The sequence below is a fragment of the Bradyrhizobium sp. USDA 376 genome, from assembly GCF_054063675.1.
Genome location: NZ_JBSSGN010000001.1, coordinates 5,346,328 through 5,368,986, shown reverse-complemented (window position 1 = coordinate 5,368,986; position 22,659 = coordinate 5,346,328). Strand labels below are relative to the sequence as shown.

Annotated in this window: 21 protein-coding genes; 8 read left to right on the top strand and 13 right to left on the bottom strand. The window is 62.7% G+C overall.

The genetic code is table 11. The annotated features are described in order from the left end of the window. Positions 1–73 precede the first annotated feature (73 nt). Together ACVJ19_RS24745 and ACVJ19_RS24740 are read left to right on the top strand one after the other, a co-directional pair. Positions 74–1,462, top strand: coding sequence for a WcaI family glycosyltransferase (locus tag ACVJ19_RS24745; RefSeq protein ID WP_453951713.1), 1,389 nt, complete (start codon positions 74–76; stop codon positions 1,460–1,462). Between the two features lie 164 nt (positions 1,463–1,626). After that, the gene (locus tag ACVJ19_RS24740) at positions 1,627–2,379 is read left to right on the top strand and encodes a class I SAM-dependent methyltransferase (protein ID WP_453951712.1); all 753 of its coding nucleotides are present in this window, start codon (positions 1,627–1,629) and stop codon (positions 2,377–2,379) included. Here ACVJ19_RS24740 and ACVJ19_RS24735 read toward each other — a convergent pair. From ACVJ19_RS24735 to ACVJ19_RS24720, 4 genes are all read right to left on the bottom strand, one after another. Beyond that, the gene (locus tag ACVJ19_RS24735) at positions 2,360–3,814 is read right to left on the bottom strand and encodes a hypothetical protein (protein ID WP_453951711.1); all 1,455 of its coding nucleotides are present in this window, start codon (positions 3,812–3,814) and stop codon (positions 2,360–2,362) included. The genes ACVJ19_RS24740 and ACVJ19_RS24735 overlap by 20 nt on opposite strands. Positions 3,815–4,052: 238 nt before the next feature. Further along, positions 4,053–5,156 (bottom strand): glycosyltransferase family 4 protein, encoded by a 1,104-nt coding sequence (locus ACVJ19_RS24730; protein ID WP_453951710.1) that lies wholly within the window; start codon positions 5,154–5,156, stop codon positions 4,053–4,055. 21 nt (positions 5,157–5,177) lie between these two features. After that, positions 5,178–5,879: an FkbM family methyltransferase gene (locus ACVJ19_RS24725; RefSeq protein ID WP_453951709.1), complete on the bottom strand. Its 702-nt coding sequence runs from the start codon at positions 5,877–5,879 to the stop codon at positions 5,178–5,180. Between the two features lie 231 nt (positions 5,880–6,110). Next, positions 6,111–7,481, bottom strand: coding sequence for a hypothetical protein (locus tag ACVJ19_RS24720; protein ID WP_456739450.1), 1,371 nt, complete (start codon positions 7,479–7,481; stop codon positions 6,111–6,113). A gap of 170 nt (positions 7,482–7,651) precedes the next feature. Between ACVJ19_RS24720 and ACVJ19_RS24715 the strand changes: the two genes are divergently transcribed. Both ACVJ19_RS24715 and ACVJ19_RS24710 read left to right on the top strand, forming a co-directional pair. Further along, positions 7,652–7,903, top strand: a complete 252-nt coding sequence (locus ACVJ19_RS24715; protein ID WP_453951706.1) for a hypothetical protein — start codon at positions 7,652–7,654, stop codon at positions 7,901–7,903. Further along, a complete protein-coding gene (locus ACVJ19_RS24710; protein WP_453951705.1) occupies positions 7,900–9,123 on the top strand; it encodes an O-antigen ligase family protein in 1,224 nt (407 codons plus the stop codon). Before ACVJ19_RS24715 ends, ACVJ19_RS24710 begins: the two co-directional genes overlap by 4 nt. Positions 9,124–9,154: 31 nt before the next feature. On the opposite strand, the gene gspM is transcribed toward ACVJ19_RS24710, so the two are convergent. The 9 genes from gspM to ACVJ19_RS24665 all read right to left on the bottom strand — a co-directional run bounded on the left by gspM (position 9,155) and on the right by ACVJ19_RS24665 (position 16,631). After that, the gene (gspM, locus tag ACVJ19_RS24705) at positions 9,155–9,715 is read right to left on the bottom strand and encodes a type II secretion system protein GspM (protein ID WP_453951704.1); all 561 of its coding nucleotides are present in this window, start codon (positions 9,713–9,715) and stop codon (positions 9,155–9,157) included. Then, positions 9,712–10,569, bottom strand: a complete 858-nt coding sequence (locus ACVJ19_RS24700) for a PilN domain-containing protein (protein WP_456739449.1) — start codon at positions 10,567–10,569, stop codon at positions 9,712–9,714. The genes gspM and ACVJ19_RS24700 overlap by 4 nt, the downstream gene beginning before the upstream one ends. A gap of 206 nt (positions 10,570–10,775) precedes the next feature. Further along, on the bottom strand, positions 10,776–11,723 hold the full coding sequence (locus tag ACVJ19_RS24695) for a general secretion pathway protein GspK (RefSeq protein ID WP_453951701.1): 948 nt from the start codon (positions 11,721–11,723) through the stop codon (positions 10,776–10,778). Then, positions 11,720–12,409, bottom strand: a complete 690-nt coding sequence (locus ACVJ19_RS24690) for a PulJ/GspJ family protein (RefSeq protein ID WP_453951699.1) — start codon at positions 12,407–12,409, stop codon at positions 11,720–11,722. The genes ACVJ19_RS24695 and ACVJ19_RS24690 overlap by 4 nt, the downstream gene beginning before the upstream one ends. Further along, positions 12,406–12,801 carry a type IV pilus modification PilV family protein gene (locus tag ACVJ19_RS24685; RefSeq protein ID WP_453951698.1) on the bottom strand — a complete coding sequence of 132 codons (396 nt, stop codon included), beginning with the start codon at positions 12,799–12,801 and terminating at the stop codon, positions 12,406–12,408. Before ACVJ19_RS24685 ends, ACVJ19_RS24690 begins: the two co-directional genes overlap by 4 nt. After that, positions 12,791–13,297, bottom strand: a complete 507-nt coding sequence (locus tag ACVJ19_RS24680) for a pilus assembly FimT family protein (RefSeq protein ID WP_453951697.1) — start codon at positions 13,295–13,297, stop codon at positions 12,791–12,793. Before ACVJ19_RS24680 ends, ACVJ19_RS24685 begins: the two co-directional genes overlap by 11 nt. Continuing rightward, positions 13,242–13,709, bottom strand: coding sequence for a type II secretion system major pseudopilin GspG (gene gspG / locus ACVJ19_RS24675; protein ID WP_453951696.1), 468 nt, complete (start codon positions 13,707–13,709; stop codon positions 13,242–13,244). The genes ACVJ19_RS24680 and gspG overlap by 56 nt, the downstream gene beginning before the upstream one ends. Before the next feature lie 17 nt (positions 13,710–13,726). Further along, positions 13,727–14,944, bottom strand: a complete 1,218-nt coding sequence (locus tag ACVJ19_RS24670; RefSeq protein WP_453951695.1) for a type II secretion system F family protein — start codon at positions 14,942–14,944, stop codon at positions 13,727–13,729. 4 nt (positions 14,945–14,948) lie between these two features. Further along, positions 14,949–16,631, bottom strand: coding sequence for a GspE/PulE family protein (locus tag ACVJ19_RS24665; protein ID WP_453951694.1), 1,683 nt, complete (start codon positions 16,629–16,631; stop codon positions 14,949–14,951). A 334-nt stretch (positions 16,632–16,965) separates the two neighbouring features. On the opposite strand from ACVJ19_RS24665, the gene gspD reads away from it, so the two are divergent. The 4 genes from gspD to ACVJ19_RS24645 all read left to right on the top strand — a co-directional run bounded on the left by gspD (position 16,966) and on the right by ACVJ19_RS24645 (position 22,364). After that, on the top strand, positions 16,966–19,320 hold the full coding sequence (gene gspD, locus ACVJ19_RS24660) for a type II secretion system secretin GspD (RefSeq protein WP_456739448.1): 2,355 nt from the start codon (positions 16,966–16,968) through the stop codon (positions 19,318–19,320). Positions 19,321–19,371: 51 nt separating this feature from the next. Continuing rightward, positions 19,372–19,869, top strand: a complete 498-nt coding sequence (locus ACVJ19_RS24655) for a tetratricopeptide repeat protein (protein ID WP_453951692.1) — start codon at positions 19,372–19,374, stop codon at positions 19,867–19,869. A 175-nt stretch (positions 19,870–20,044) separates the two neighbouring features. Continuing rightward, positions 20,045–20,710, top strand: a complete 666-nt coding sequence (locus ACVJ19_RS24650; RefSeq protein WP_453951691.1) for a transglutaminase-like cysteine peptidase — start codon at positions 20,045–20,047, stop codon at positions 20,708–20,710. 265 nt (positions 20,711–20,975) lie between these two features. Continuing rightward, a complete protein-coding gene (locus ACVJ19_RS24645; RefSeq protein WP_453951690.1) occupies positions 20,976–22,364 on the top strand; it encodes a hypothetical protein in 1,389 nt (462 codons plus the stop codon). Positions 22,365–22,659: the final 295 nt, after the last annotated feature.

Here is a 22,659-nt window from a genome sequence, read left to right as displayed (position 1 = left end):
ATGCCGCATGACGTTTCAGTCGGGTCCGCCACGCGGACGCTGAACGGCTTCGCTTGGCCAAGTGGGGACGATCATGCGGATCATGATGATTGGGATAAACTACGCCCCCGATCTTATCGGTGTTGCAAAGTATAATACTGAGTTGTGTGAGAGCCTGGCTGCCGCGGGTCATGACGTCCGCGTGGTGACAGCGCCTCCTTATTATCCCGATTGGAAGATCCCCCCGGGATATCGTTCGGGATGGTACAACCGTCAACGCATCAACGACGTGACCGTCATTCGAGCCCCCATCTACGTGCCGGGCCAACCATCGGGGGCGAAACGACTGCTCCACCACGCATCATTCCTGGTATCGGCCGCAATTCCGGTCGTCTCGACCGCTCTGCGATGGCGTCCGGACGTCGTGTTCGCAGTCGCACCGTCGTTGCTTTCCGCTCCGATCGGGGCAATCGTCGCGAGAATGACGGGTGCGGCGTCCTGGCTCCATGTCCAGGATCTCGAGCTGGATGCCGCGCTCGAGCTCGGGATGCTCGGAAAGACCGGCATGGCACGCAAACTCATGCTCGTCGCAGAGCGGTCGATCCTCGGCATGTTCGATCGCATTTCGACGATCTCGCCGCAAATGATGGACTGTCTGCAGCGCAAAGGGATCGCGCCGGAAAGGCTGGGGAAATTCCGGAACTGGATCGATACGCGCGTCATCGTGCCCGGCTCCAACCAGACCAGGCTTCGCACGGATCTGCGCCTGAAGCCGACCGATATCGTGGCTCTGTACTCCGGTGCGATGTCGAACAAGCAGGGGCTGGAGCTGATCATCGACGCCGCCACCGCGACCGCCAGCAGCCATCCATCACTGCAATACGTCCTTTGCGGAAACGGTCCGGTCAAGCCGGCGCTGACCCGGATGGCGGAGGGCCTGAACAACGTCCACTTCCTCGACCTCCAGCCCAGCGAGCGCTTCTCGGAGCTGCTTAACACCGCAGACATTCATCTGCTGCCGCAAAAGGTTCAGGTCTCAGACCTGATGCTGCCGTCCAAGCTTGCAGGCATGCTGGCGTCGGGACGACCGGTCGTTGCCATGGCGGCTCCAGAGACAGGCATCGCGTTGGAAACGGAGGGCGCCGGTCTCGTCGTCCCCCCCGGCGACGCGCAGGCACTGGCATCCGCAATCGTTGCGCTGGCGACCAATGAGGCCCTGCGGGCTCACCTTGGCGCTGTCGCGCGTGCCCGCGCCGAACAGCGATGGGATCGCGCATCAATCGTGAGTTCGCTCGAGCGCGAGTTCCTCGCATTTCAGCGTCAGCCAACGGTCGGAGGCCCTCGCCCTGCCCAGCCCGCTATACCGGTTCGATCGATCGAACAGGTGACGACCGGCAGCCGCCGCAGGCCGGAGTTCGTCAATCGCATCACTGCAGGTCGCGCGCGCCGTCACACGGGCAGCGTCAGCTTGAGCAAAGAGTAACATTGCAGACGATAGGGAATGATGCCGCAATCGACCGTCACATCCTCCGGATATAGAACTGCTCTCGGAGGGCGCGATTGTCCGGCGTCATCCTGCCCGGCCGACGTCGAAGTGAATAGCTCGCTTCTTTTTCTCCGGACGTACGACGCAGCCAAGAGGTATCCATGACGGAAGCAGCGACCTACAACGCGGGTTTCTACCAGGACCTGCAGGATACCTCTTACGCGTCGGCCGTCAGGGTTCTCTCCGTCGTATTCGACATCCTCGAGATCAAGTCCGTGGTCGATTTCGGCTGCGGCACGGGTGCCTGGCTGCGTGCGGCCCGGGAGCTCGGAAATGTCAGAGCGCTGGGGATCGACGGAGATTGGGTCAAGCCCGACATGTTGGTGTGCCGCGACATGGAGTTCAGAGCCATGGAGCTCGAGCAACCCATCCGGCTGTCCGAAACGTTCGATCTGGCCATGTCATGTGAAGTCGGAGAGCATCTCTCCGAGGCACGGGCAGACGGTTTTGTTGCCGATCTCTGCGCCGCGGCGCCGCGGGTGCTGTTCGGAGCGGCCATCCCCGAACAAGGGGGCTCGTCCCACATCAACGAGCAATGGCAAAGCTATTGGGCAGGGAAATTCATCGCAAACGGCTACACGCCGATCGACGTCGTTCGTCCCCAAGTCGCCGAACACGACGATGTGCTGGGCTGGTACAAGAACAACATCCTCTTATACGTCAGAAACGCCGAGGCCGCGGAGCTTTACGGCAAGCTGCTGCGCGAGAACAAGTACAAGCTGTTTGTGACCGATCTGGTTGTCCCGGACATGTATCGATCCCCGGGGCTGCGAAAGAGCATCGCGGTCGCGGGCGAGATTCCGCGCAAGGTCATCCATTCAGTGAAGTGGCGGCTCAAGATCGGCCGGATGTAGTTGGGCGACCGCGCCAGCCTGGCCTCCAGCCAGTCGCGCCCGCCCCACTCTCCTTGACATAGAGCGTCGATCCGGCACCGCCGTCCGTCCGGGAGAAGAGCGATCCGACCGGCGCAACCACGCTGCCTTCGGGCGTTCCGGTTCCGGAGACCCAGAATGGCCCGGCGGCGCCGCCGATGCGAACGCCACCAGGGACATGAGGATATCTGCTATCCGGATTCCCGTTAAACAAGGGCTTCGTCAGCCATGGGATTCCATCAATATCCTTGAAGATCATCTCCAGCAAAGCTGTAAGCTCGATGCTGGACGAGAATGGCGTCGTTCCGATGATCGTCGGCCTGAACTTCGCGCCGGCGCCTGCACCCGTGATTGGCGATACAGAGGCGTCTGAAGGCGGTGGCGCATCGTACAGACCCGGCACTGCGACCGATACCGCGGTCACAGCGCCACCGGTACCGACGCTGCCCACTCTCAGTTGCGCCTGCGTGCCGCCCGAATGCAGGGTGCCGCCGTTCACCGCCAGCAGATCGTTGGGTTGGTAGCCGGAGCCGCCGCTGGAGACCGTTGCGCCCCCTATCGCCATCGGCGTCACCGATGCCGATAGAATAAGGCGAGCGCCATATCCGGGCGTTTCGGCCTTGACGGCAAGTTCAGCGTCGTGAGTCGTCGCCGCCATCGCGGGCGTCTGATCTTCGGTCGATCCATCATAACGCGCCGAGAACACTCCTGAGGGCACTCCGCCGCCGATGTGAAGGGCCCCGGCGCGCATCAACGATGCGTTGGCCAAGGCGGAATTGACGGCCTTCTTGCGGGCCCAGACAGAGCGGTATTTGAGACTGTTGTTGAACAATTGGACAAACATGAACGGCCCGATCACCGCGGCCATGTTGGGTTCGTCGATGGTGCAGTAACCAATTAACGTGCCGGCGGCATCGAATAGGAAACCATGCGCGCGGGGTGGATCCATGAACACGCGGTAGGTATAGATTTCGTTCGGCGAAAGGCTGTAGAGGTTGCTGATATTCCAGGCTGGAATGTTCGAGGCAACGCCGTTCTTCCAGAACGTAAAGCCGAATTGAGTTGGACCGACCTGGAAATGAAAGTTGTTTTGCGAGAAGCCACCAAGAGCGGGATAGCATGACAAGGTCGGCGTAGGCGCCACCGAGTCATATTGGAACGTGCAACCGATCTCGCCGGGAATCTCGCTCAGCGCCATCTGCGCGTAGGCGGTATCAAGACCGCCTCCAGGTCCGAAATAGAGATACCCGCCCCCCGACAGGGTACGATCTGGATTTCCGGCGACGCTCCACGTGCCGGAGCCTACGACCGGCGGCTTCCCGTTCAAAATCGAAGAGGTCCCGGGAAAGTTGTCGAACACCAGGAAATCGGCCGCGTCGCAGAACGGAGACGTTGGGGGCAGATGCTGTTGCAGCACATGATACTCCATTCGTGGCGCTAGCGCGCTTCGGCGGCTCTCCTGTTACGCGACCTGCTTGACAGCCTCGTGAACGCTACGATTGCCGCAGGCTCACCTCACGATTTGAAGACGTTGTGATTTGCACCGAAGTGCGACCTAAAGCATGATCCGGAAAAGTGCGAAGCGGTTTTCCGGAAAGATCATGCGTAAACAACAAACTAAAGCGCGATGACGATTCATCCAAATCTCATCGCGCTTAGGCTCGGAGCGCAGCGTAAACACTGAGCTGGGCATCGGCATGCGCCGAGAAGGAATAGAGCTTCGCAACCGTCAACGCGTTCGCTTGCATCTCTCGGTATTGCGCCAATGCCAGCTTCGAACATCCGGCGAACGCGCTGGCGAGCGATTCCACCTCTCCCTCGACCACGAATCCCGCCCGCATCGCGCGCACGTCGTCCGCGATGCCGACCCGCTCGCTTACGATCACCGGTATCCCGCGTATCAACGCCTCCGCCGCAGCCATTCCGAAGCACTCGTATTCGGAAGCGAGGACGAGAACATCGATGCTTCGAAAGAACTCCTCTCTCCGGCTCTTCTGCACGAACCCGAGCCACTTCACGCGGTCCTCGGATCCCGACAATGCTCGGATGGACTCCTCATAGTCCTTTGGTCCGCTTCCCGCGACCAGCAGCCCGACATCTGCAGTCCGAACGGCCGCGGACACGATGGTCTCGATCTTCTTCTTGAAATGAAACCGGCCAAGATAGCCGAGCTGTATCCGGCCGGCCGACGCAAATCCCTCGCGGATCGCGGCAGGACTTGCCCCGTTGGTGTCATCGAACACGGGATGCTGAACGACGACGGCGTTGGGATGCCTGAGTGAATCCCGCTGCTCGAGCGCCGACGAAAACACGATACTGTCGATCACCGCGCGATAGTACAATCTCAGCAATCGCTTGATCGCGAGTCGAAGGGTGGATTTCGTCCGTTGCAGCTCCTCGTCTGTGAGAGTCTCGTGCGGCGTGACAACTATCGCGCGCCCCGCCACCTTGGCGATCGAGATCGCGAGAACGCACAGCGGATCCCAGCAGCCATCGACATGCACGATGTCGAACGACGTTATCGAACGAGCGAGGAACGGGATCGCCTCAGAGACGTTCCGGAACGCATGCACCTTGACGCCGCGCTCGATCATACGCTCGTAGTCGGGGAATTTGCTGATGTCCTTGCCGGGCGTCAGCAGCGTCAGGCATTCGATATCGGCTCCTGCGGCGGCGACGGATATCACCGCTGCGCTGAATACGCTGACGGGGCCGCCGGCCTCCGGATTGAGAGTTGAGACGATCCTGAGAATTTTCATCGGAGTTTTGCCGCGTCAGCGCTACCGGCGGGCTGAAACCGCGTCGGCCAGGACATCCTTTCGGTAACGGGATTCCGCCGGCGCGCCGTCGGCGCCCGCCTTGACGAACAGGAAATCCGCCTGGATGGGACCGACGTCCGGCTCGACCGAGGGATTGAACACCCCGCGAAGCGCAAACCCGTGCTCTGCCAGAAAGCCGATGATCTCCCCGGCCAGAGGTTGATGCTCGTACAGGCTTACGAATGAGGCTTCGGTGTAGATGGTGTCGACGAAGGGCAGCACGTCGGCCGCCCCTTTTAGCACGTCCAGTTCGCCGCCCTGAACGTCGAGCTTCATCAGAACGGGGCCAGCCAGGGTCCTGACATCAATGACGTCCTTTAGACGCACGACCGGGACAGTCTGTGACGAAGCCACCGTGACGCCGGCGACACGCTCATGGTCCTTGCTGGGCTTGAAGAGCGAGGACGAGTCGGGCCGCGACGCGACGTAGAAGCTGGCCGTTGCCGGCTCTGCGCCAAGCGCCACCGCGTAATGTTTCACCGGCCCCGCTACGACCGACTTGAAGATCTCAAACTCGGTTTCCAGCGGCTCGAATGCGTGAATTTCGGCCTCGGGGAATCGGGACCTGACCACGAGGGAAAACTGTCCCTTGTTGGCTCCTACGTCGATCACGCTCCGGACATCGATGCATGCGAGGGCCTCGGTATGCTCGATGCCCGGCATGACGCCCTTCGCCAGCGCCGGCCAGAAATCGGGCGTGGATGCCGCACGCAGGTATTTGCCGAGATGGAAGTGTTTGACGCGGTGAATAATGTTACGCCCCTATCATATCTCGATCATTGGTAACTCGCCGGCATGTCGTCCGGGTGACATGAGCGATGTCCGCACGGAACGGACCACGAATCTCCTGGCGCAGCACGGGATCGACCCCGTCCTGCGCGGGCGCAGGGCGCATCACATGCGTTCGAACCGCGATCCCGCAAGGCGACTGAATCGCGAGATATCAATATGCATCAGCACGAATCCCAGACCATGCGATACCAATTCCCCGAGCAGAATGGCATAGAGACCTAGAGGTCCGACGAGAAGGCAACTTGCAGCGATCCCGGCCGCGGCCCCTATGGTCGTTATTCGTGCCACCGCGGCGTATGCGCCGAGCGCGACCATTCCCTGCGCCATCATGGCCGAGAATGCGGTGGTCAATATCGTGGGAGAGAACATCAAGAGGGCGTGGGCCGCGGCGGCAAAGCGGCTCTGCGGCACGATGTAAGACAGCGAGGAGACCAGGATTGCGCCAACCGTGAAGGCAACGGCGCAGGCGAGCGTCGTCTTCTGAGCTTCAGCGATCGTTCGAAAGCTCGGCTCTGTCGTACGGGAGACCTTCTGGACCAGGCCGGGAAAGTCGACGCGGACCACCATCATGACGATCATCGTCACCGCGTTGACGATCTGCTTGACGTAAGTGAGCACAGCCGTCGTCTCGGAGCCGAGATAAACCGCGCTCAACGCGAGTTGGGCACGCCAGCCGATCTGACCCGGCACCAGTTGGAACGACATCGCCGCGCCGTTCTTGAACGTCAGGATCAGACCGGCCGACGTCACTTGCTTGATCCGAGGGGTCCAGCCAAATCGGCTCAGGATCATCCACTGCGCCAGCACCGTCAGGACGTACCCGCCGGAAAAGGCTCCTCCCAGGATCAAACCGGCCGTCTCGGGAGATGCGTTCGGAGCGAGAGCGAGAGCGACCGCGGAGGCGACGTAGGCACACGAGCCTGTCACTCCGCTGATGCCCGACAATTTGAGGCCATCGAGCAAGCCTGTCGCGTTGCCGGCCCATAGCAACAATCCGGGCAGGATGCACAACAGGTAGGATCGGGAAAATCCGTCGGTTGCCACCGTGACGATGTAGGCGGCAGCCACGAGGCCCAGCAGCATCACGACCGACAGTCTGAACACGACAATCTCGCAAAACGACCGCCAGAATTCGTCTGACGACTCCTGGCTGCTCGACAAGCGAGCCATGTCGCGGGCAAGGATCGTGCTCGTGCCGCCGTCGGTGAGAATGATGCCGAAGATCGCAAAGGAATAGTGGGTGCCGAACCAGGAGAGTAGCTCGAACCGCCCGTTCGCCAGCAGCCAGGTCTGAACGGCGAATATCGCGCCCTGACCGGCCGCCATGCCGACGATCAACAGTCCCAGATTCGCGATATGCGGCAAATGGACAATAGCGCGGCGGTTTTGCCCGGTATCCGCAGCACGGAACGGCGCAGCCGCAATCTGCGCGGCCTCCGATCGACCGGTTGCTCTAAGTTCCTCCACCTGCACCAATTCTGATCCGACACCGTCGACAGATGAACTATCGCAGGAATATCATCAACGGATGACAGGATATGATCATTCCGCTATATCAGAGTCACATTCATTGATATCGCACTGGACGTTGTCACAGTTCTGTTCAAATCCGCCCCTAGAAGGGCGTGATTGGACGGACGGCGATGCGTGACGACGGGCAAATTCTGGATCGAGCGCTGTCCTTCAACAAAGGAGACATCGCGGGCGCCGCCAAGCTCGACCGCCGTGTCATCAAGGCCAACCCCGGAAATCTCTTCGTCGAAGCCAAACCGCTCGGCGAAGACCAGATCGCGGACATGATCAGGGATCTTGAGGTCGACATCCTGGTCGACCATATTCGCGTGCCGTCGCGAGCGACCGCTCAGACGGCGGCAGGGCTGGAGACGTCCGCATGAAGCGCTCCTTCGCCCGCAGCTCCGGAATTGCGGCATCGGTCGCATTCTGGGCATGGTGCGCGCTTCTGAGCTATCCGCTGATCGGCGAGAATGTCAATTTCGCCGAGGCCGCAGCTGCATATGCGACCAGCGCCACCCAGATCGTCTATCAGGTGATCGGATTGGCCGCATTTCTCTCGACGATATCCATTGCCTTTCATTCCCGGTTCGTCCCGACCGTCGGCCGGATGAACTATCCGCAGCTCGCCATCCTCCTTGTGATCTGCCTCTCCTTCGGCCTTCAGCTCCACGACAGCGAGCTGGCCACGCTTGCCGGAATCTTCTACACTGCTCTGCTCCTGGTCACGATATTGACGCTGTCCGTTCTCTGGACACTCGATCCCGCTGATTTCGAGCGATGCATGGGTGTCGCGGCCGTGATCCTGTGCTCGTTCGGCATTTTGGCAATCGCAATCCTGGGCTGGCCGAAGGACCGCACTGTCGGAGCCATCCAGCCAAATCTCTTCGCTGCGCCCCTGCTTGCAGCATTCATTTTCTCCCAGTTTCGACCGGGCACCCTTGGCCTTGTCGTGCGGATGCTGTGCCTGGCCATGATCGCATTGGTCAGCTCTCGATTTGCTCTGATCGGGTGCATGACCGCCCTTGTCCTGCACGAGATGACGTTCGACCCGCTGAGCCCGGGGAAACTCCCGGCGCTGATCATTGCCGTCGTTGCCGGCATCGTGTTCTGGCCGCAGATCGTCGAAGTCCTGGCACTCGATGAACCCACCCGAGGTCTTTCCTCGGGCTTCTCGGGACGAGACGAACGCTGGAATCTTGCAATGGCTGCGATTTCCAGCAATCCGCTCGGCATCGGCTTCAAGCGGGCGCTGGGGGACGAGGCGGGTCATAATGGCTATCTGAAACTCCTGCTCGAATTCGGCATCACCGGCGGCGGGCTGATCATCTTCTTTCTCGCATGCAGCCTCGCCGCCGCGGGGATCGAAGCGAGCAAATCCGCAGGCAAAACCCGGCAGCAGCGCCGCTTCGACAGCGCCCGGTTCGGTGGACTCGCCGGCCTGTCGTTCGGCGCGTTTTTCCAACCGCAACTCCTCAGCCTCGGCGACACCTTTGCGATGGCGTTGCTGTTACTGCTGTTCAGGCCCAAGGCGCCTCTGCCCTCCGTTCTCGCGTCGGCCCCAGACCTGGCGCGAAGGCCGATGAGCTATCTTCGCGGTTGATGCCGACGGCAACTGCCATCGATCTTGCGGTTCACTTTGCGCCTTGCCGTTGCGCGGAAACGCCAAGGACCACCCGCAGCTTGCCGTTATCCGCTGCACCGGTGGTAGGTGCCTGGATCACGAGCTCGTCGACGAACAGGATGGGCATGCCGGCCTCGAGGTCATAGAGCAGCATCTGCAGCGAATTGGCCGTGACTTCGAGGTTGAACGTCGCCGCGACGAAGCCGGATTTCGATAGCGGCCCCTGCGTGTCGACCTGCGACGACAACGTGTTGCCGTTGACCCGTTTGGTGGCGCTGAGCACCCGCTGCAGCAGCGTCGCTCCTGCAACTGACACAGTCGGACCTTCCAGGAAGGGCGATCCCATCGGCACGCTGATGTCCGATTTGGCAGCCAATGGCCGAGCCGAATTTCGGGACTCCAGGGCCTGCAGGATATCGGCTGCCGCAGCCGCATCGGTGCGGCTCTGCAGCACCTCGAGCACAGTCTGGATCGTCATGAAGGTAAACAAAGCCACCAGAACGACATAGGCGGCAACCGCGCCGCGCGGGTGCCGGGTGAGCATAGCCTCGAACTTCTGCATGTTGATCATATGCCCGAACCGGATTGCGGCTTGATCCTCACCTCGATGTGGAAGCGCTCGCGCGGCTCATTGGCTGCCCGTGTCGTCGGAGCGAAGAACCCCGCGCTGACGAACTGCCGCGACTGCTCCAGGATCTGGATCAGCGACGGCGCGTCCTGGGTCAGCCCCGTGATCTGAAGCTTATCGCCCTCGATTCGCATCTCGGTCGTGTAAGTGTGGTCGGGCAATATCGCCGACAGTTCCTCCATCACGAGGACGGCCGACGGCACCGTCTGCTTCCGGCGCACCAGCAGGTCGAGAGGCGAACGGCCCGATCCGTCCTGGTTACCTCTTGCGATCGCACGGCGCTCTGCGATGCGGCGCTGGGTTTGCTGCAGCTCCGAATCGTAGGAATCCGTGATGAACCCACCGATGCCTGTCGACAGCATGGCCGACACGCCAGTGGTCGCCAGCACCGCGACCAGCGCGATCCGCAGGCGGCCGGATTTGGCAAGTCCCGCGACACGCCGGTCGTAGACGACGACCCGTTCGGAACTGGAGGCAGGCGAAATCTCGATGCCCGCGGCTCCCAGATCCAAGAAGATCTGCGCAAGCGAAGTCGCGGCGGTGCGGGCCGTTGCAACCACGGTCAGGGCGATATGATCATCAGCGACGCCCTGCGGTGGTGTCCAATGAAACACGACATCGGCTGCATTCCACGGTGTCAGCCGATCGATCTGCGACCGAATGATCCCGTCGAGGAATTCTGCCGCCTTGCCCGGCAGCTCGAGCGGCCGGAAAACGAACCGCGACGGCTGCAGGATGAGGTCGACACTCGCGCCTCGCATCGCCGCGGCCCATTCCGACGGCAACGGCCCGTTCAAACCGCCTTCCGCGAGCTTGATCCGGCAGGGTGGCAGGTCACTATCCTTCCTCGCTTTTGATGCAAGGCGAAGCGTGAAGACATCCGCTTCATCCTCCGAGACCGCAATCCGCCGCGCACCTTGTGCACTCTCGAGCCACGCGCTCACCGTCCGCACAACGGTTTCGATCCAGAGCGAGAGCGCCGCTGTGATTTGAGTGGGAAGGCTCATCGGTTCGCCGACGGCGCTGGCCGTCCTCCCCGGTATGGATCGATCTCATCCTGCCAGGCAAGCACGCGAAACGCCTCCTTCTCTCCAGGACCCGAAATCAGGATGACCGCCTCCGGTGTCCGTTGTCGGCCGTCGGGAAGCGAGATCCGCATCCGGACACGATAAGCCTCGCTTCCGGCCGTTGTCGCTCCAGGTTGCTTCCCGCCGAGGGCGCCGATAACGAACGCGGGATCGTCCCGCGGAAGATCATCGCGCTGCCCCAGGAACGCATCGAGTCTTGCCTGAGTCATGCCCGGCAATGCCGCGAGGACTTCCGGAGGCGCATCCAGGACGTTGACCTCCGCAATGCCGCTATAGACGGTGAGGAAGGGCATCGCACGCTCGACCAGCTCGACGGGCAAGCCAAGCACCAGCCAGAGCTCGTCGGTGCTGTTGAACGGTCCTCGTCGAGGCAGCGTGTTCAATCCGGCGAGGCGATAGAGCTCCTGCTCGTCATCCTGGGTGCCTGGCCTTGGCGCGCTCCTCCACGCGATGACGCGATCGGCGTATTGGTCGGCAGACTCGGCCGGCGCGCCCAGCGAGGCCAACAGGCTCACGATCATGGCGCGCGGCGCCATGTTGAGGTTGATCCGGGCAGCTTCCGACATGTACTCGACCCGTACGAGCGAATTCGCCAGCCTGAAACCAAATCCGCCATGCGTCGGACGACGAACCGTCACGGGCGCCGACAATTGATAAGCTGCAAGCTCGAGACCCGCCGAGCTCAGCAGCTCCCACTGTGTCGCCGCATCGAGCGAAGAGAGAGCAGCGGCAGACCGTGCCATGTAGAGAGAAGCAACTGCGGCAAGGCCTGCAAGCCCCGCGAGCATCCACAATACGGCAACGACGATGAACCCATCGCACGATCCAAATCCGCCCTTGCCGGTCGATGCCGCGCCGCTCATCGCGTTGATCCATTCCCTGGCTGTACCTGAGCGGTTTCAGGCTGGTTGGATGGATCTGGCCGCGGAGCACTCATGTCCACGTGGATCCTTGCCGCCGTGGACGTCACCGTCCCGCGTTCGACGTCCCTGACCTCGAAGCGAACCGACGCAGGGAGCTCACCGATAGGCCATTTGCTCTCCCATTTGCCATCGGGGCCGGCATAACTGAAGGCAACCCGAAACGGCGCGCGCAGCAGCACGACCGGATCGGCGAAGGGAATGGAGTCCAGCAATGGATCGCCGTTCGGAAGCACCGCAAAGGGCGCGCGTGTGCGGACCAGCAGCGGGCCGCGGCTGTCGGTCAGCTCCGCGATCCGCACGATCTCGAGGCCCGGCCGGCCGTTCGGGCCGACCACGGAGCGAACGAACATGACGCCCTTCGCCTCCCCCCGAAACAGCGGGCCCATCAATCGGCCGGACGCCACATAATCGGCCGCCGACAGGTCGGCCACCAGGCGATCGAGCGCGATCGCCACCTGCTCGTTACGCTGCGCCCGGAGGATTCCGCGATTCCAGCTCGGAAGCCACTGCGCGGTCACCGAGGCCAGCGAGCCGATGATCAGTCCCATCAAGGCAAGGCCAACCAGGGCTTCAAACAATGTGAAGCCGCGCTGGGCACGTCGCGTGTGGACATCGGACCGGATCATCCGCCACCGCTCCTCAATTGCAGGCGTACCGTCTCAAGCGACAAGATGGCGCCACTCGGCGACCGCACGCGGAGCTCGACACGCTGCGGAATAAAGCGCGATTCCGGGATCTCCGGAATTTCGCCGACGAACGGCGTCACCCGCATCTGCCAGCGATGACTGGCGACGTTTCCCGCGAGATCCTCCGGCATCGCGACGCCCGCGCGCGGGATCGTTGAGGCGACCAGCCGCGCCGCGTCGGCCAACGCCGCCCGCTGCTCGAGCTTCCATGCGCCGCGTGAATTGGTCGCGGCCAGCGTCCCGATTGCCGCCAACCCGATCATGACGAGTGCGAGTGCCACGAGGGCTTCGATCATCGTGAAGCCGCGCTCACCCTTGCGCTTAGATGACATCTTGCGGGACAATCTCCACGCCTCCCGTCAACCAGTTCACGCGCACCTCGATCGCGCTACCGAACCGCGTCAGCCGGATCGTGCCGCCGCAGGACATCCCGCTCGCAAAAAAGCTGATGGTCGAGAGTGCTGGCCTGCCATTGCAGCGCTGGGGCAGCAATGCATCGAACACCACATCCTGCGGGACCTGCACGATCCATGCGCTTGAACCCGACCTCACGGTCCGCGCCCGTGCGTCGACCACGGCGCTCACCGCACCATAGCGCGACACGGCGGCGTTGCGGTCAGCCTTGAGCAAGGCCGCAACTTCAACCGCGTAGGCCTCGAGTCGTGGTCGCGACGTCGCGGTCGGCATGCGCGGAAGCAGGATGGCCGCAAGCATGGCCACGATCGCCAGCACGCACACCATTTCGAGCAGCGTGAAACCCGCTTCGGCCGCGTCAATTCTGCCCCGACGAGAGATCGGCTGACGTCCCGGTTCCGCCTTCCTGACCATCGGAGCCGAGCGAGCGGATCTCGTAGGGCGTGCGTTCTGCAGGCTGCTTGTAGACATAGGGGTTGCCCCATGGATCGTTGGGAACGGAGCCGCCCTTCAGGTAGGGACCATTCCAGGACGTCACGCCGCTGACTGGACGAACCAGTGCCGCCAACCCTTCCGAGCCGGTCGGAAAACGACCGGCATCCAGGTAAAAGAGGTCGAGCGCGCTACTGAAGCTCTGGAGCTGTATCTTGGCGGCTTTCACGCGCGATTCACTGAGATAGTTGAGCACCCGCGGACCGACCAGCGCCATGATCATGCCGATGATGGTGATGACGACCAGCATCTCGACGAGCGTGAAGCCGTCCTCACCCTGGCGCCGACGACGCCTCGGTCGAGGAACTGGCGCCTTCCCCGAAAAGCCGACCATAACGAACCCTCCCCTTCTCAACCGACGACTTGCGTCACTGACAGCAGTGCCGTCATAACCGACACGATCAGACCGCCAACCACGACACTGATCAGGATGATCGCCGCGGGCCCGATGATGGCAACGACGCGATCGAGCTGCCGCTGCAGCTTCTCCTCGTAAAACTCCGCGACCCGGCCCGATAGCGTCGGCAATTGCCCGGTCTCTTCGCCCAGCCGCAGCATCCGCACTGCGACCGGTGGCAGCACGGCGGAAGCGGCCAGCGCGTCTGCAAGCCTGCCGCCATGGCGGACGCGGTCGGCCATCGCGGCCCAGGCCGAGACATTGCCGGTCGCAGTCATGATGTCGATCAGGATACGAAGCGTTGCCGTCAGCGTCACGCCGCTGCCGAGCAAGATGCCGAGGTTGCGCGAGAACAGCGCGGCGCGATGGAATTCGATCACGGTCGAGATCACGGGCGCCCGCGCGAACTGTGTCACGATGCTGGCGCGAACGGTAGGCCTGCGCCAGGCCAGCCAGCCGCCGATCACAACGACCGCGACGACGGCGCCGACCCCGAAGCCGTGGCCGCGCAGTATGTCAGACAGGGTGAGGAACACCTCGATGACAGGATCTGTCTTCGCGTTGAAGTCGCGCAGCACTGCCGAGAATTGTGGCAACACGAATGTCACGAAGAAGATCAGCACGCCGCCGGCCGCGAGCAGCACGAACGCGGGATATTGCAGGGCGCCGGTGACCTTGCGACGCAAGGCTTCGGCACGCGTGCGCTCGATCCCGATCGTCTCCAGGATGTGGTCCAGCCCGCCCGACATCTCGCCGACCCTGACCAGCGCGATGTACATGGGCGGAAACAATGCCGGCTCGCGCGCGAGCGCCTCGGCGAAGCTTTCCCCGGAGAGGATCGCGGTCTTTATGTTGCTGATCACGGGCCGCAGCCGGCCGACATCCATGTCGTTGGCGAGCAATTCCAGCGCGTCGTTGAGGCGTGCGCCCGCCTTCAGCAGCAGCGCAAGATCGCGGGTGAAGATGGTGACGTCCGCGGGTCCGGGCTTCGACAGCGTCAGCGAGGCCAGCGAGAGCGACCACCCCTTGGCTTCCTCCTCAGGACCGGCATCGATCGCGACCAGCCCGAGATATTCAATGCGCTGGGCCACCTCAGCGAGATTGGCTGCAGTGATCGAACCGGAGACCACCTCTCCCTTCTGCGTCAGTGCGCGATAGCGGAAGTTCGGCATCTCGTCACCGCACGGTGGTCACGCGCAGGATCTCCGCCGCCGAGGTCATACCCGAAAGACATTTGGCGAGGCCATCCTCAATCATCGTCGTCATTCCGTTGCGGATGGCGACCTTGTCGATGGACTCCCAGTCCGACTGCTCCTCGACCAGCGCGCGAACTTCCTCGTTCATCTCCAGCACCTCGAACACGCCGATACGGCCGCGATAACCGACATTGCCGCAGCGTTCGCAGCCGACGGGTTCGAAGATGACATTGCCGACGGACAAGCCGACCGCCGTGTAGCGCGGATCGGCCTCAACGTCGGCGTGGGTCAGCGACCGGCTGCTCTTGCAGCGCTCGCAGAGCTGACGGACCAGGCGCTGCGCGATCACCGCACGCAAGGTCGAGCGCAGCAGGAACGCCTCGACGCCGAGATCGAGCAGGCGCGGCACGGCGGCGGCCGCGGTTTCGGTATGCAGCGTGGTCAGCACAAGGTGGCCGGTGAGCGCGGCGTGCACGGCGACGTGCGCGGTCTCGGAGTCGCGGACCTCGCCGACCATGATGACGTCGGGGTCCTGACGCACGAAGGAGCGCAGTGCCGTCGCGAACGTCAAACCGATCGAGGGTTTGGCCTGGGACTGCGAGACCCCGGGGATCTCGTATTCGACGGGATCCTCGATGGTCAGGATCTTCCGGGTCGGCTCATTGAGCAGCGACAGCACGGTCGCAAGCGTCGTGGTCTTGCCACTGCCGGTCGGGCCGGTGACGATGATCATGCCGTGCGGCAGCGCCAGCATGCGACGGAGCTTGGCCTGATCGCCGGCCAGGAAACCCAGTTTGTCGATGGACAACAGGGCACGGTCGCGCGGTAACAGGCGGATGACGGCGGACTCGCCATATTGCGTCGGCATGATCGCGACGCGCACGTCGATCTCCGACCGTGCAGCCCGCACCCGCGCACCACCGTCCTGCGGCAGCCGGCGCTCGGCGATGTTCAGGCCTGCCAGAATCTTGATGCGCGAGATCACCGCGGCCGGAGGAACGCCGTTCGGCGTCCCGACAGCGCGCAAGAGACCATCGACGCGCATCCGGATCACCAACGCGTTGCGGCCCGGCTCGATGTGGATATCACTGGCGCGCAACTCGACGGCCGTTTCAAACATGTCATTGACGGCGCGGACCACGGGCGCACCGCTGGCGAGGTCGCGCAGATTGTCGATGTCGTCGTCATGCACCGTCGCACTGGTGGCGGCCTCGGTGGTTGCGCTCTCCTCCTCACCGAGACGCTGGTCGAGCACGGTGGCGATATCCTCGAATGACGCGACCCTGATGGCGGGTGTCGCCCCGAGCACGATGGCGGCCGCCTGTATGGACGCGCGGTCGGTTGGGTCGGCGAGAACGAGGACCGGACCAGCCTCGGGCAGCTGACAGGGGAAGACCGCCATCTCGCGCAGGAAGCGCCGCGAGAACTGCTGCACCCTGGATTCCGCAGCGATCATCTCCTGAAACGTCGTCCGCCGCAGCCCGAAGAAGCGCGCGACTTCATCGGCAAACTCGCTGGCCGACAATTCGCTGATTTCCCAGAGCCTGCGTAGGCTGCCTTCACCACCGGCGCCGTTCGGCGCGCCGGGCTTGTGGGACTCCGCCTTCAGCCCGGCTTTCTGACAGAACTGAGCAGCAAACTCGTGCGCACTCGGAAGGGCCATGAACGTGTACCGGGGTCACTCTTGAAGCCGCATCACGGCGAGCGCGCCGTTTACCTTACTTTTTCCATTGGAAATGTGACGATGTGGTCGTCACATCATTGCCCTGGACAAGTAATGATACGCCAAGAGAAACGACATATCACTTGAAATGCTGCAAATTTCGCCGCTTCGCGAACAACGAGGTCCCGATGGATAACAAACGTTCGCAACGCCGTTGCCATACATAAGATTCATAACACACTGCTGTCACACACCACGATTAAGCAAACGTTATCCCCTGAAGCTCGCCCGCTCATCAAGCGGAACGGCAGGCGGCGCGTAAGTGAGGCAGAAAGTGAGCCGAACAGCATTCCGGATCGGCTTGTTCGTCCCGTGCGCATTGATCTGCATGCTGCTCGGATCCTGCAACACCGTGAGCGGCATTGCCGATGCCGACACCAAGGATCCTGATGTCTTCGAGAAGGTTCGCTCGGTCGATCTGCTGCCGCGCTATCCCAACCAGCTGCCGCAGCGCGAGCTCAGCACCGGCCCTCGCGCCAAAACCGCGATCTACGCTGCGGAGCCCAGTGATGATGCCGCGCCGGCCACCTCGTCCCAACAGGCAACGGTGAGCGGCGATCGTTTCGAGCTCAATTTCGACAATTCGCCGATCGCCTCCGTCGCCAAGATCGTACTCGGAGACATCCTCGGCGTCGGCTACGTGATCGACCCCCGTGTCCAGGGCAACATCAGCCTGTCATCGGGCCGGCCAATCCCGAAATCCGATGTCGCCTTCGCACTGGAAAACGCGCTTCGGATCGGCGGTGTCGCATTGGTGCGCGACGATACCGGTTATCGCCTGATGCCGCAGGCCGATGCCGTCGGAACTGGGGCTGCGGACGTCGCCGACCGCATGACGCCGGGCTACGGAATTTCACTCGTGCCGCTGCAATACGCTTCGGCCCAAACCATCCTGAAGCTCGTCGACAGCTTCGCGGTGAAGCCGGGGATGATCCGCGCCGACACAAATCGCAATGTGATCCTGATTCAGGGCAGCGGCAGCGAACGTCGAAATGCGGTCGACCTCGTGCTCAGCTTTGACGCAGACTGGATGAAGGGGCAATCGGCCGGCATCTTCCCGGTGCAGAACAGCAATCCCGGCCCAATCATCGCCGAGCTCGAAAAGATCCTGGACTCCGGCGAAGGCGGCATGTCGCAGAACCTCGTCAAGTTCCAGGCGATCGCCAGAATGAACGCCGTGCTCGCGGTGACGCGAAAGCCGGAGATCCTGCAACGCGTCGGCACCTGGATACGCCGCCTCGATACCACCAATACGGGTCGTTCCGCCGTGCACGTGTACCGCGTGAAGTTCGGCGACGCCCGCCAGATCGCAAAGGTGCTCAACGACGTCTTCGGCGGCGGCAGCACGTCCGGATCGACATCCTCGCCGCTCGATAGCCCGAGCGGACAGGTCGCGCCCGGATCCGGCCTCGCATCGAGCTCGAGCGGCGGCAGCGCGCTCAACCGCCTCTCGGCCGGCCCGAACAATCAATCATCCAGTGGCTTTGGATCAAGTAGCCGAACGGCAAGCGCAGCGACAGCCGATGCCGCTTCCGGAAATCAGTCCGGGTATGGCTCGGCCTCCAATACGCAAGGTGGCGGTCCTTTCGACAATGCGGCAGGTGGCCAGGGCGCAGGACGATCGGGCAGTGGTGGCCCCGGCAACGTGCTGGACGGGGTGCGCATCACTGCCGACAGCGTCAACAACACGCTGCTGATCTACGCCAGTCAGGAGCAATACCGCCTGATCGAGCAGACCATCAAGGAGATCGACCAGCCGCAGTTGCAGGTCTCCATCGACGCGACGATCGCCGAGGTGACGCTGACCGACGACCTGCAATACGGAATCCAGTCATACATCATGAGCCGCGACCTCGGCCTCAAGCCCAATACCGGGTCGTTCGGCTATAACGGCGCGAGCGCGGTCGCTGCCGTGGCCAGCGACGTCGTGCTCAATCGCGCAATTCCGGGCTTCAACTTCCTGGTGGGCTCCGCATCCACGCCGAGGGCGGTTCTCAACGCATTGCATGCGATCACCGATGTGAAGGTGCTGTCGAACCCCTCGGTCGTCGTGATCGACAATCAGATCGCGACCCTGCAGGTCGGCGACGAGATTCCGATCCAGACGGGCAGCGCCACGGTCCTGACCGGAAACAACACAGTTGCCAATACCACCGACTATCGCAGCACCGGCATCATCCTGCGCGTCGTGCCTCGCATCAACGCCAATGGAAATGTCCGGCTCGACATCGAACAGGAGATCAGCAATCCCGTCGGCAGTTCGACGTCAACGTCATCCTCGTCGACCGCGACCAACTCGCTCACGCCGACCGTGTCGACCCGCAAGGTCCGCAGCTCGGTGGCGGTTGCCAGCGGACAAACGGTGCTGCTGGCGGGCCTGATCAGCGACACCCAGAACAAGAACCGGTCGGCGATTCCCGGCCTCGATCAGATTCCCGTCATTGGCGACGTCGTTTTCGGACAGACCGAGAAGACGATCAAGCGTACCGAGCTGATCATGTTTATTCGTCCGCAGATCATCCGCGACGGCGCCGACGCACATTTCGTGGCGGAGGAGTTACGTACGAAGCTGCGCGGCTCGATCAGCGCAGCTGGCCCCAGGCAGTCTGGGCCGGCCAGCTACCGATGAACCGGACGCAACACGATTGCGCGACGTGCGAGTCGGGATTGGAACGGTGACATGATCAAGTCCACGAGCTTCATTGTTGTCGCTGCCGTTCTCGCAGTCGTTGCGGCCACCCCTGCCCGCGCGGACACGCACGCGACGGCAGGGACCGCATTCGCCCGCGGCGACTTCAACGCTGCCGCGCGGCGGCTGCTGCCGCTGGCCGAGCGGGGAAACGCCCGTGCCCAAGCCATGGTCGGCTTCATGTACGCGACGGGGCAAGGCCTTCCACAGGCCTATGATGCAGCGAGCTACTGGTACCGGCGCTCGGCCGAACAGGGCGACACCACGGCGCAATATCTGCTTGGCCTCGCCTATGACAAGGGCCAGGGCGTTCCCCAGGACGAGGTCGCGGCCTACAAGTGGCTGAATCTGGCCGCGGCACGGGCGCCAAAAGGCGTGCGCGAAAACTATGCGCGCCTGCGCAACGCGGTAGCCTCGAAAATGAGCCGGGGCCAGATCGCAGCCGGTCAATGGTATGCACTGCGATGGCCCGAGGACTCCCCGTTCTGACAGCCTCCACTTCGCGCTCACACCGCAAGACACCACTCGGTTACGAGACATAAACCATTTCCGGTCGCGCACGCCGCCTGTGATCGAATGGATCAGTTCAATTTGACCCAATTGCTTAGCAGGATCGCGAGCAGTTTCTGCCACCTTCCCCGCCGTGATCGTGTTGGGGGCAGGCATGACGAAATTCTGCTGGGAGGGGTGGACGGCAACCGCGCGCGTGCGAGCGTGGAACATCGCCGTAACCGGCTTGGCCGCCGTCTGGTTATTGGGCGCCTATCCTGCCCACGCCTTCCTCGCCCGTCCCGCGCTGTTCGCGGCGCTCGGCAGCGCAACAAGAGCGCCGACCGGCTGGATGAAATTCTGTGCGGCGAACGCGGAAGAGTGCCGGCCGGCGCCGGATCAGGGGCGCGACCTCACGCTGACACCTGCCCTGCTCAAGCAATTGTACGAGATCAACAAGTTCGCCAACGATCGCGTGACGTGGACAAGTGACGCCGATCTCTACGGTACAACCGAACGCTGGGCCTATCCGCTCGATCGGGGCGATTGCGAGGACATTGTCCTGCTCAAGCGTCGGCTCCTGGCCAAGGCCGGGTGGCCGGCGGGCGCGCTGCTGATCACGACAGTCGAGGAGCGCGGCGCGGGCAAGGGCCGCCACGCGGTGCTGACTGTCCGTTCCGACCGCGGCGAGATGATACTCGACAACCAGACCCCGGAAATCCTGTTCTGGTACGAAACGAGTTATCGATATATCGCGCGACAGAGCACGACCGATCCCAACATCTGGGTGTCCTTCAGCACCGAACAGGCAAAGCCGCCCGCCGAGCTCCCCGCTCGCTGATCGGGCAAGGCATCGTCCCACAGGATCGAACCTCCAAGGCGGCACACGACCAGGACGGGCCGCCGTTATCGGTCACGCGCCATCCCCGACCCGTCCCGGCACCGCGCACCGGGTGCACGGTTACGCCTACTCACAGTAACATAATTATCATTCACGCCACGACTCTATGTGATATGTAGGAAAATATATCGCATATGCGACGGAATGATTCGTTACCTGCGCTGTCAGACACATTGCGATGCACCCAACTCCTTTTGAGGAAATAATGAGCACTGAAATCGTATCCGGCGGGACTACGACGTTCTCCGCCTCCAGCAGCACCACTTACATTGTTATCACCCGGGGCACGCTCGACATTGCGAGCGGCGGCGCGGTGTCCGGCGCAACCGCCATCGGTCCCGGCAGCGTCATCTGGGTCGAAGCGGGTGGAACGACCACCAATTCTTCGATCGTCGGCGGCACCCAGTACACGATCGGCAACTCCACCGGCACGGTCATCTCCAGCGGCGGCATCGAGCACGTCTATTGGGGCGGTACCGCCACGGGTTCGGTCATCTCGCAGGGCGCTTACCAGGACGTCTGGAACGGCACCGTCAACAATGCGACGCTGATCGGCAATCAGCAGGTCCTCGCCGGCGGCGTGGCCAACGGCACGCTGATCATCCTCGGCGGCCACCAATATGTCGGCAGCGGCGGCACCACCAACGGCACGATCATCACCGCCAACGGTCTGCAATATGTCGATGCCGGCGCTGCTGCGAACGGCACCGCGATCAACAGCGGCGGCTTCCAATATGTGGCGGGCACCGCAACCGATACCACCGTTAACGGCGGCGGCACCCAGGCGGTCGAGGGGACCGCGCAGAACTCGACCGTCGCCAGCGGCGGGACCCAGAACGTGCTGCTCGGCGGCACCGCCAGCGGCACCATCGTCGAGGCGGACGGCTACCAGTCGGTCGCCGGCACGATCGACGGCACCACGTTGACCGGTTACCTGCAGATCCTGGCTGGCGGCTCGTCGACCAACACCGTGATCGCGTCCGGCGGCGCCGCGTTTGTCGGCTCCAACGGTTCGGCGACCAGCACGACGGTCGTTGCGGGCGGTCTGCTTTATGTCGGTGCAGGCGGCCTGGTCACCGACACTGCCATTAACGGCGGCTTCCAGTTTGTCGTCGGAACAGCCAACGGCACCACGGTCAACAGCGGCGAGATGGACGTTGCCGGCGCTGCCAACGACACGAACCTCTCCGGCGGGATCGCGCACGTACTGACCGGCGGCACGCAGAACGGTGTCAATTTTGACGGATCGGCGGCAACACTCCTTCTCGACAATCCCGCTGGCCTGACCGGCACGGTGTCCAACTTCGAGCTCGGCGACACCATCGACTTCCTGAATCTCTCGGTCAATTCCTTCACATTCGACGGCTCGACATTGACGCTGGTGACGAACGGCGGAAATCACAGCTATCAGTTCGCGGGGACCGAAGCCGGCACCACCATGAACGTGGTCAGCGACGGACATGGTGGTACCTCCGTGTCGTTGTCGCTGCTCTCGCAGTTCTCGGCGAGCCTGGTGCCGGATGCCGGCCAAGACGCGATCACGCCCCAGGGCTCCGATCCCCAGAGCACCCCGCTCGTTCACGCCCAGAGCTGAGCTCGCACGACATCGCCGTACCGGGTCACGTCCCGGTACGGCCTCCTGGCTGTCAGAGCCACGCTCCGGCCAGGCCATCGGGCAAAGCCCGCCAGTTTTCATCAGATTACGAACGCAGCAGATCGCGCGGCAACGCGAGTGGCCGGCTTGCCAGGGACGACGATACCTTCATTGCGCATGCCGACACTGAAGACACGTCCGGCGCACGATTGCACAACATCGCCAACACTCGCCTCGGCTGCATTCGGCAGAAACATATCATATCATAATGATAACATTATTTCGGGCAAAATGT

Bases quoted from the DNA above. Each gene is read 5' to 3' on its own strand.
- ACVJ19_RS24745 (WP_453951713.1), top strand. From the start codon at position 74: ATGCGGATCATGATGATTGGGATAAACTACGCCCCCGATCTTATCGGT.
- ACVJ19_RS24740 (WP_453951712.1), top strand. From the start codon at position 1,627: ATGACGGAAGCAGCGACCTACAACGCGGGTTTCTACCAGGACCTGCAG.
- ACVJ19_RS24730 (WP_453951710.1), bottom strand. From the start codon at position 5,156: ATGAAAATTCTCAGGATCGTCTCAACTCTCAATCCGGAGGCCGGCGGC.
- ACVJ19_RS24725 (WP_453951709.1), bottom strand. From the start codon at position 5,879: ATGCCGGGCATCGAGCATACCGAGGCCCTCGCATGCATCGATGTCCGG.
- ACVJ19_RS24715 (WP_453951706.1), top strand. From the start codon at position 7,652: ATGCGTGACGACGGGCAAATTCTGGATCGAGCGCTGTCCTTCAACAAA.
- ACVJ19_RS24710 (WP_453951705.1), top strand. From the start codon at position 7,900: ATGAAGCGCTCCTTCGCCCGCAGCTCCGGAATTGCGGCATCGGTCGCA.
- gspM (WP_453951704.1), bottom strand. From the start codon at position 9,715: ATGATCAACATGCAGAAGTTCGAGGCTATGCTCACCCGGCACCCGCGC.
- ACVJ19_RS24695 (WP_453951701.1), bottom strand. From the start codon at position 11,723: ATGAGCGGCGCGGCATCGACCGGCAAGGGCGGATTTGGATCGTGCGAT.
- ACVJ19_RS24690 (WP_453951699.1), bottom strand. From the start codon at position 12,409: ATGATCCGGTCCGATGTCCACACGCGACGTGCCCAGCGCGGCTTCACA.
- ACVJ19_RS24685 (WP_453951698.1), bottom strand. From the start codon at position 12,801: ATGTCATCTAAGCGCAAGGGTGAGCGCGGCTTCACGATGATCGAAGCC.
- ACVJ19_RS24680 (WP_453951697.1), bottom strand. From the start codon at position 13,297: ATGGTCAGGAAGGCGGAACCGGGACGTCAGCCGATCTCTCGTCGGGGC.
- gspG (WP_453951696.1), bottom strand. From the start codon at position 13,709: ATGGTCGGCTTTTCGGGGAAGGCGCCAGTTCCTCGACCGAGGCGTCGT.
- ACVJ19_RS24670 (WP_453951695.1), bottom strand. From the start codon at position 14,944: ATGCCGAACTTCCGCTATCGCGCACTGACGCAGAAGGGAGAGGTGGTC.
- ACVJ19_RS24665 (WP_453951694.1), bottom strand. From the start codon at position 16,631: ATGGCCCTTCCGAGTGCGCACGAGTTTGCTGCTCAGTTCTGTCAGAAA.
- ACVJ19_RS24655 (WP_453951692.1), top strand. From the start codon at position 19,372: ATGATCAAGTCCACGAGCTTCATTGTTGTCGCTGCCGTTCTCGCAGTC.
- ACVJ19_RS24650 (WP_453951691.1), top strand. From the start codon at position 20,045: ATGACGAAATTCTGCTGGGAGGGGTGGACGGCAACCGCGCGCGTGCGA.
- ACVJ19_RS24645 (WP_453951690.1), top strand. From the start codon at position 20,976: ATGAGCACTGAAATCGTATCCGGCGGGACTACGACGTTCTCCGCCTCC.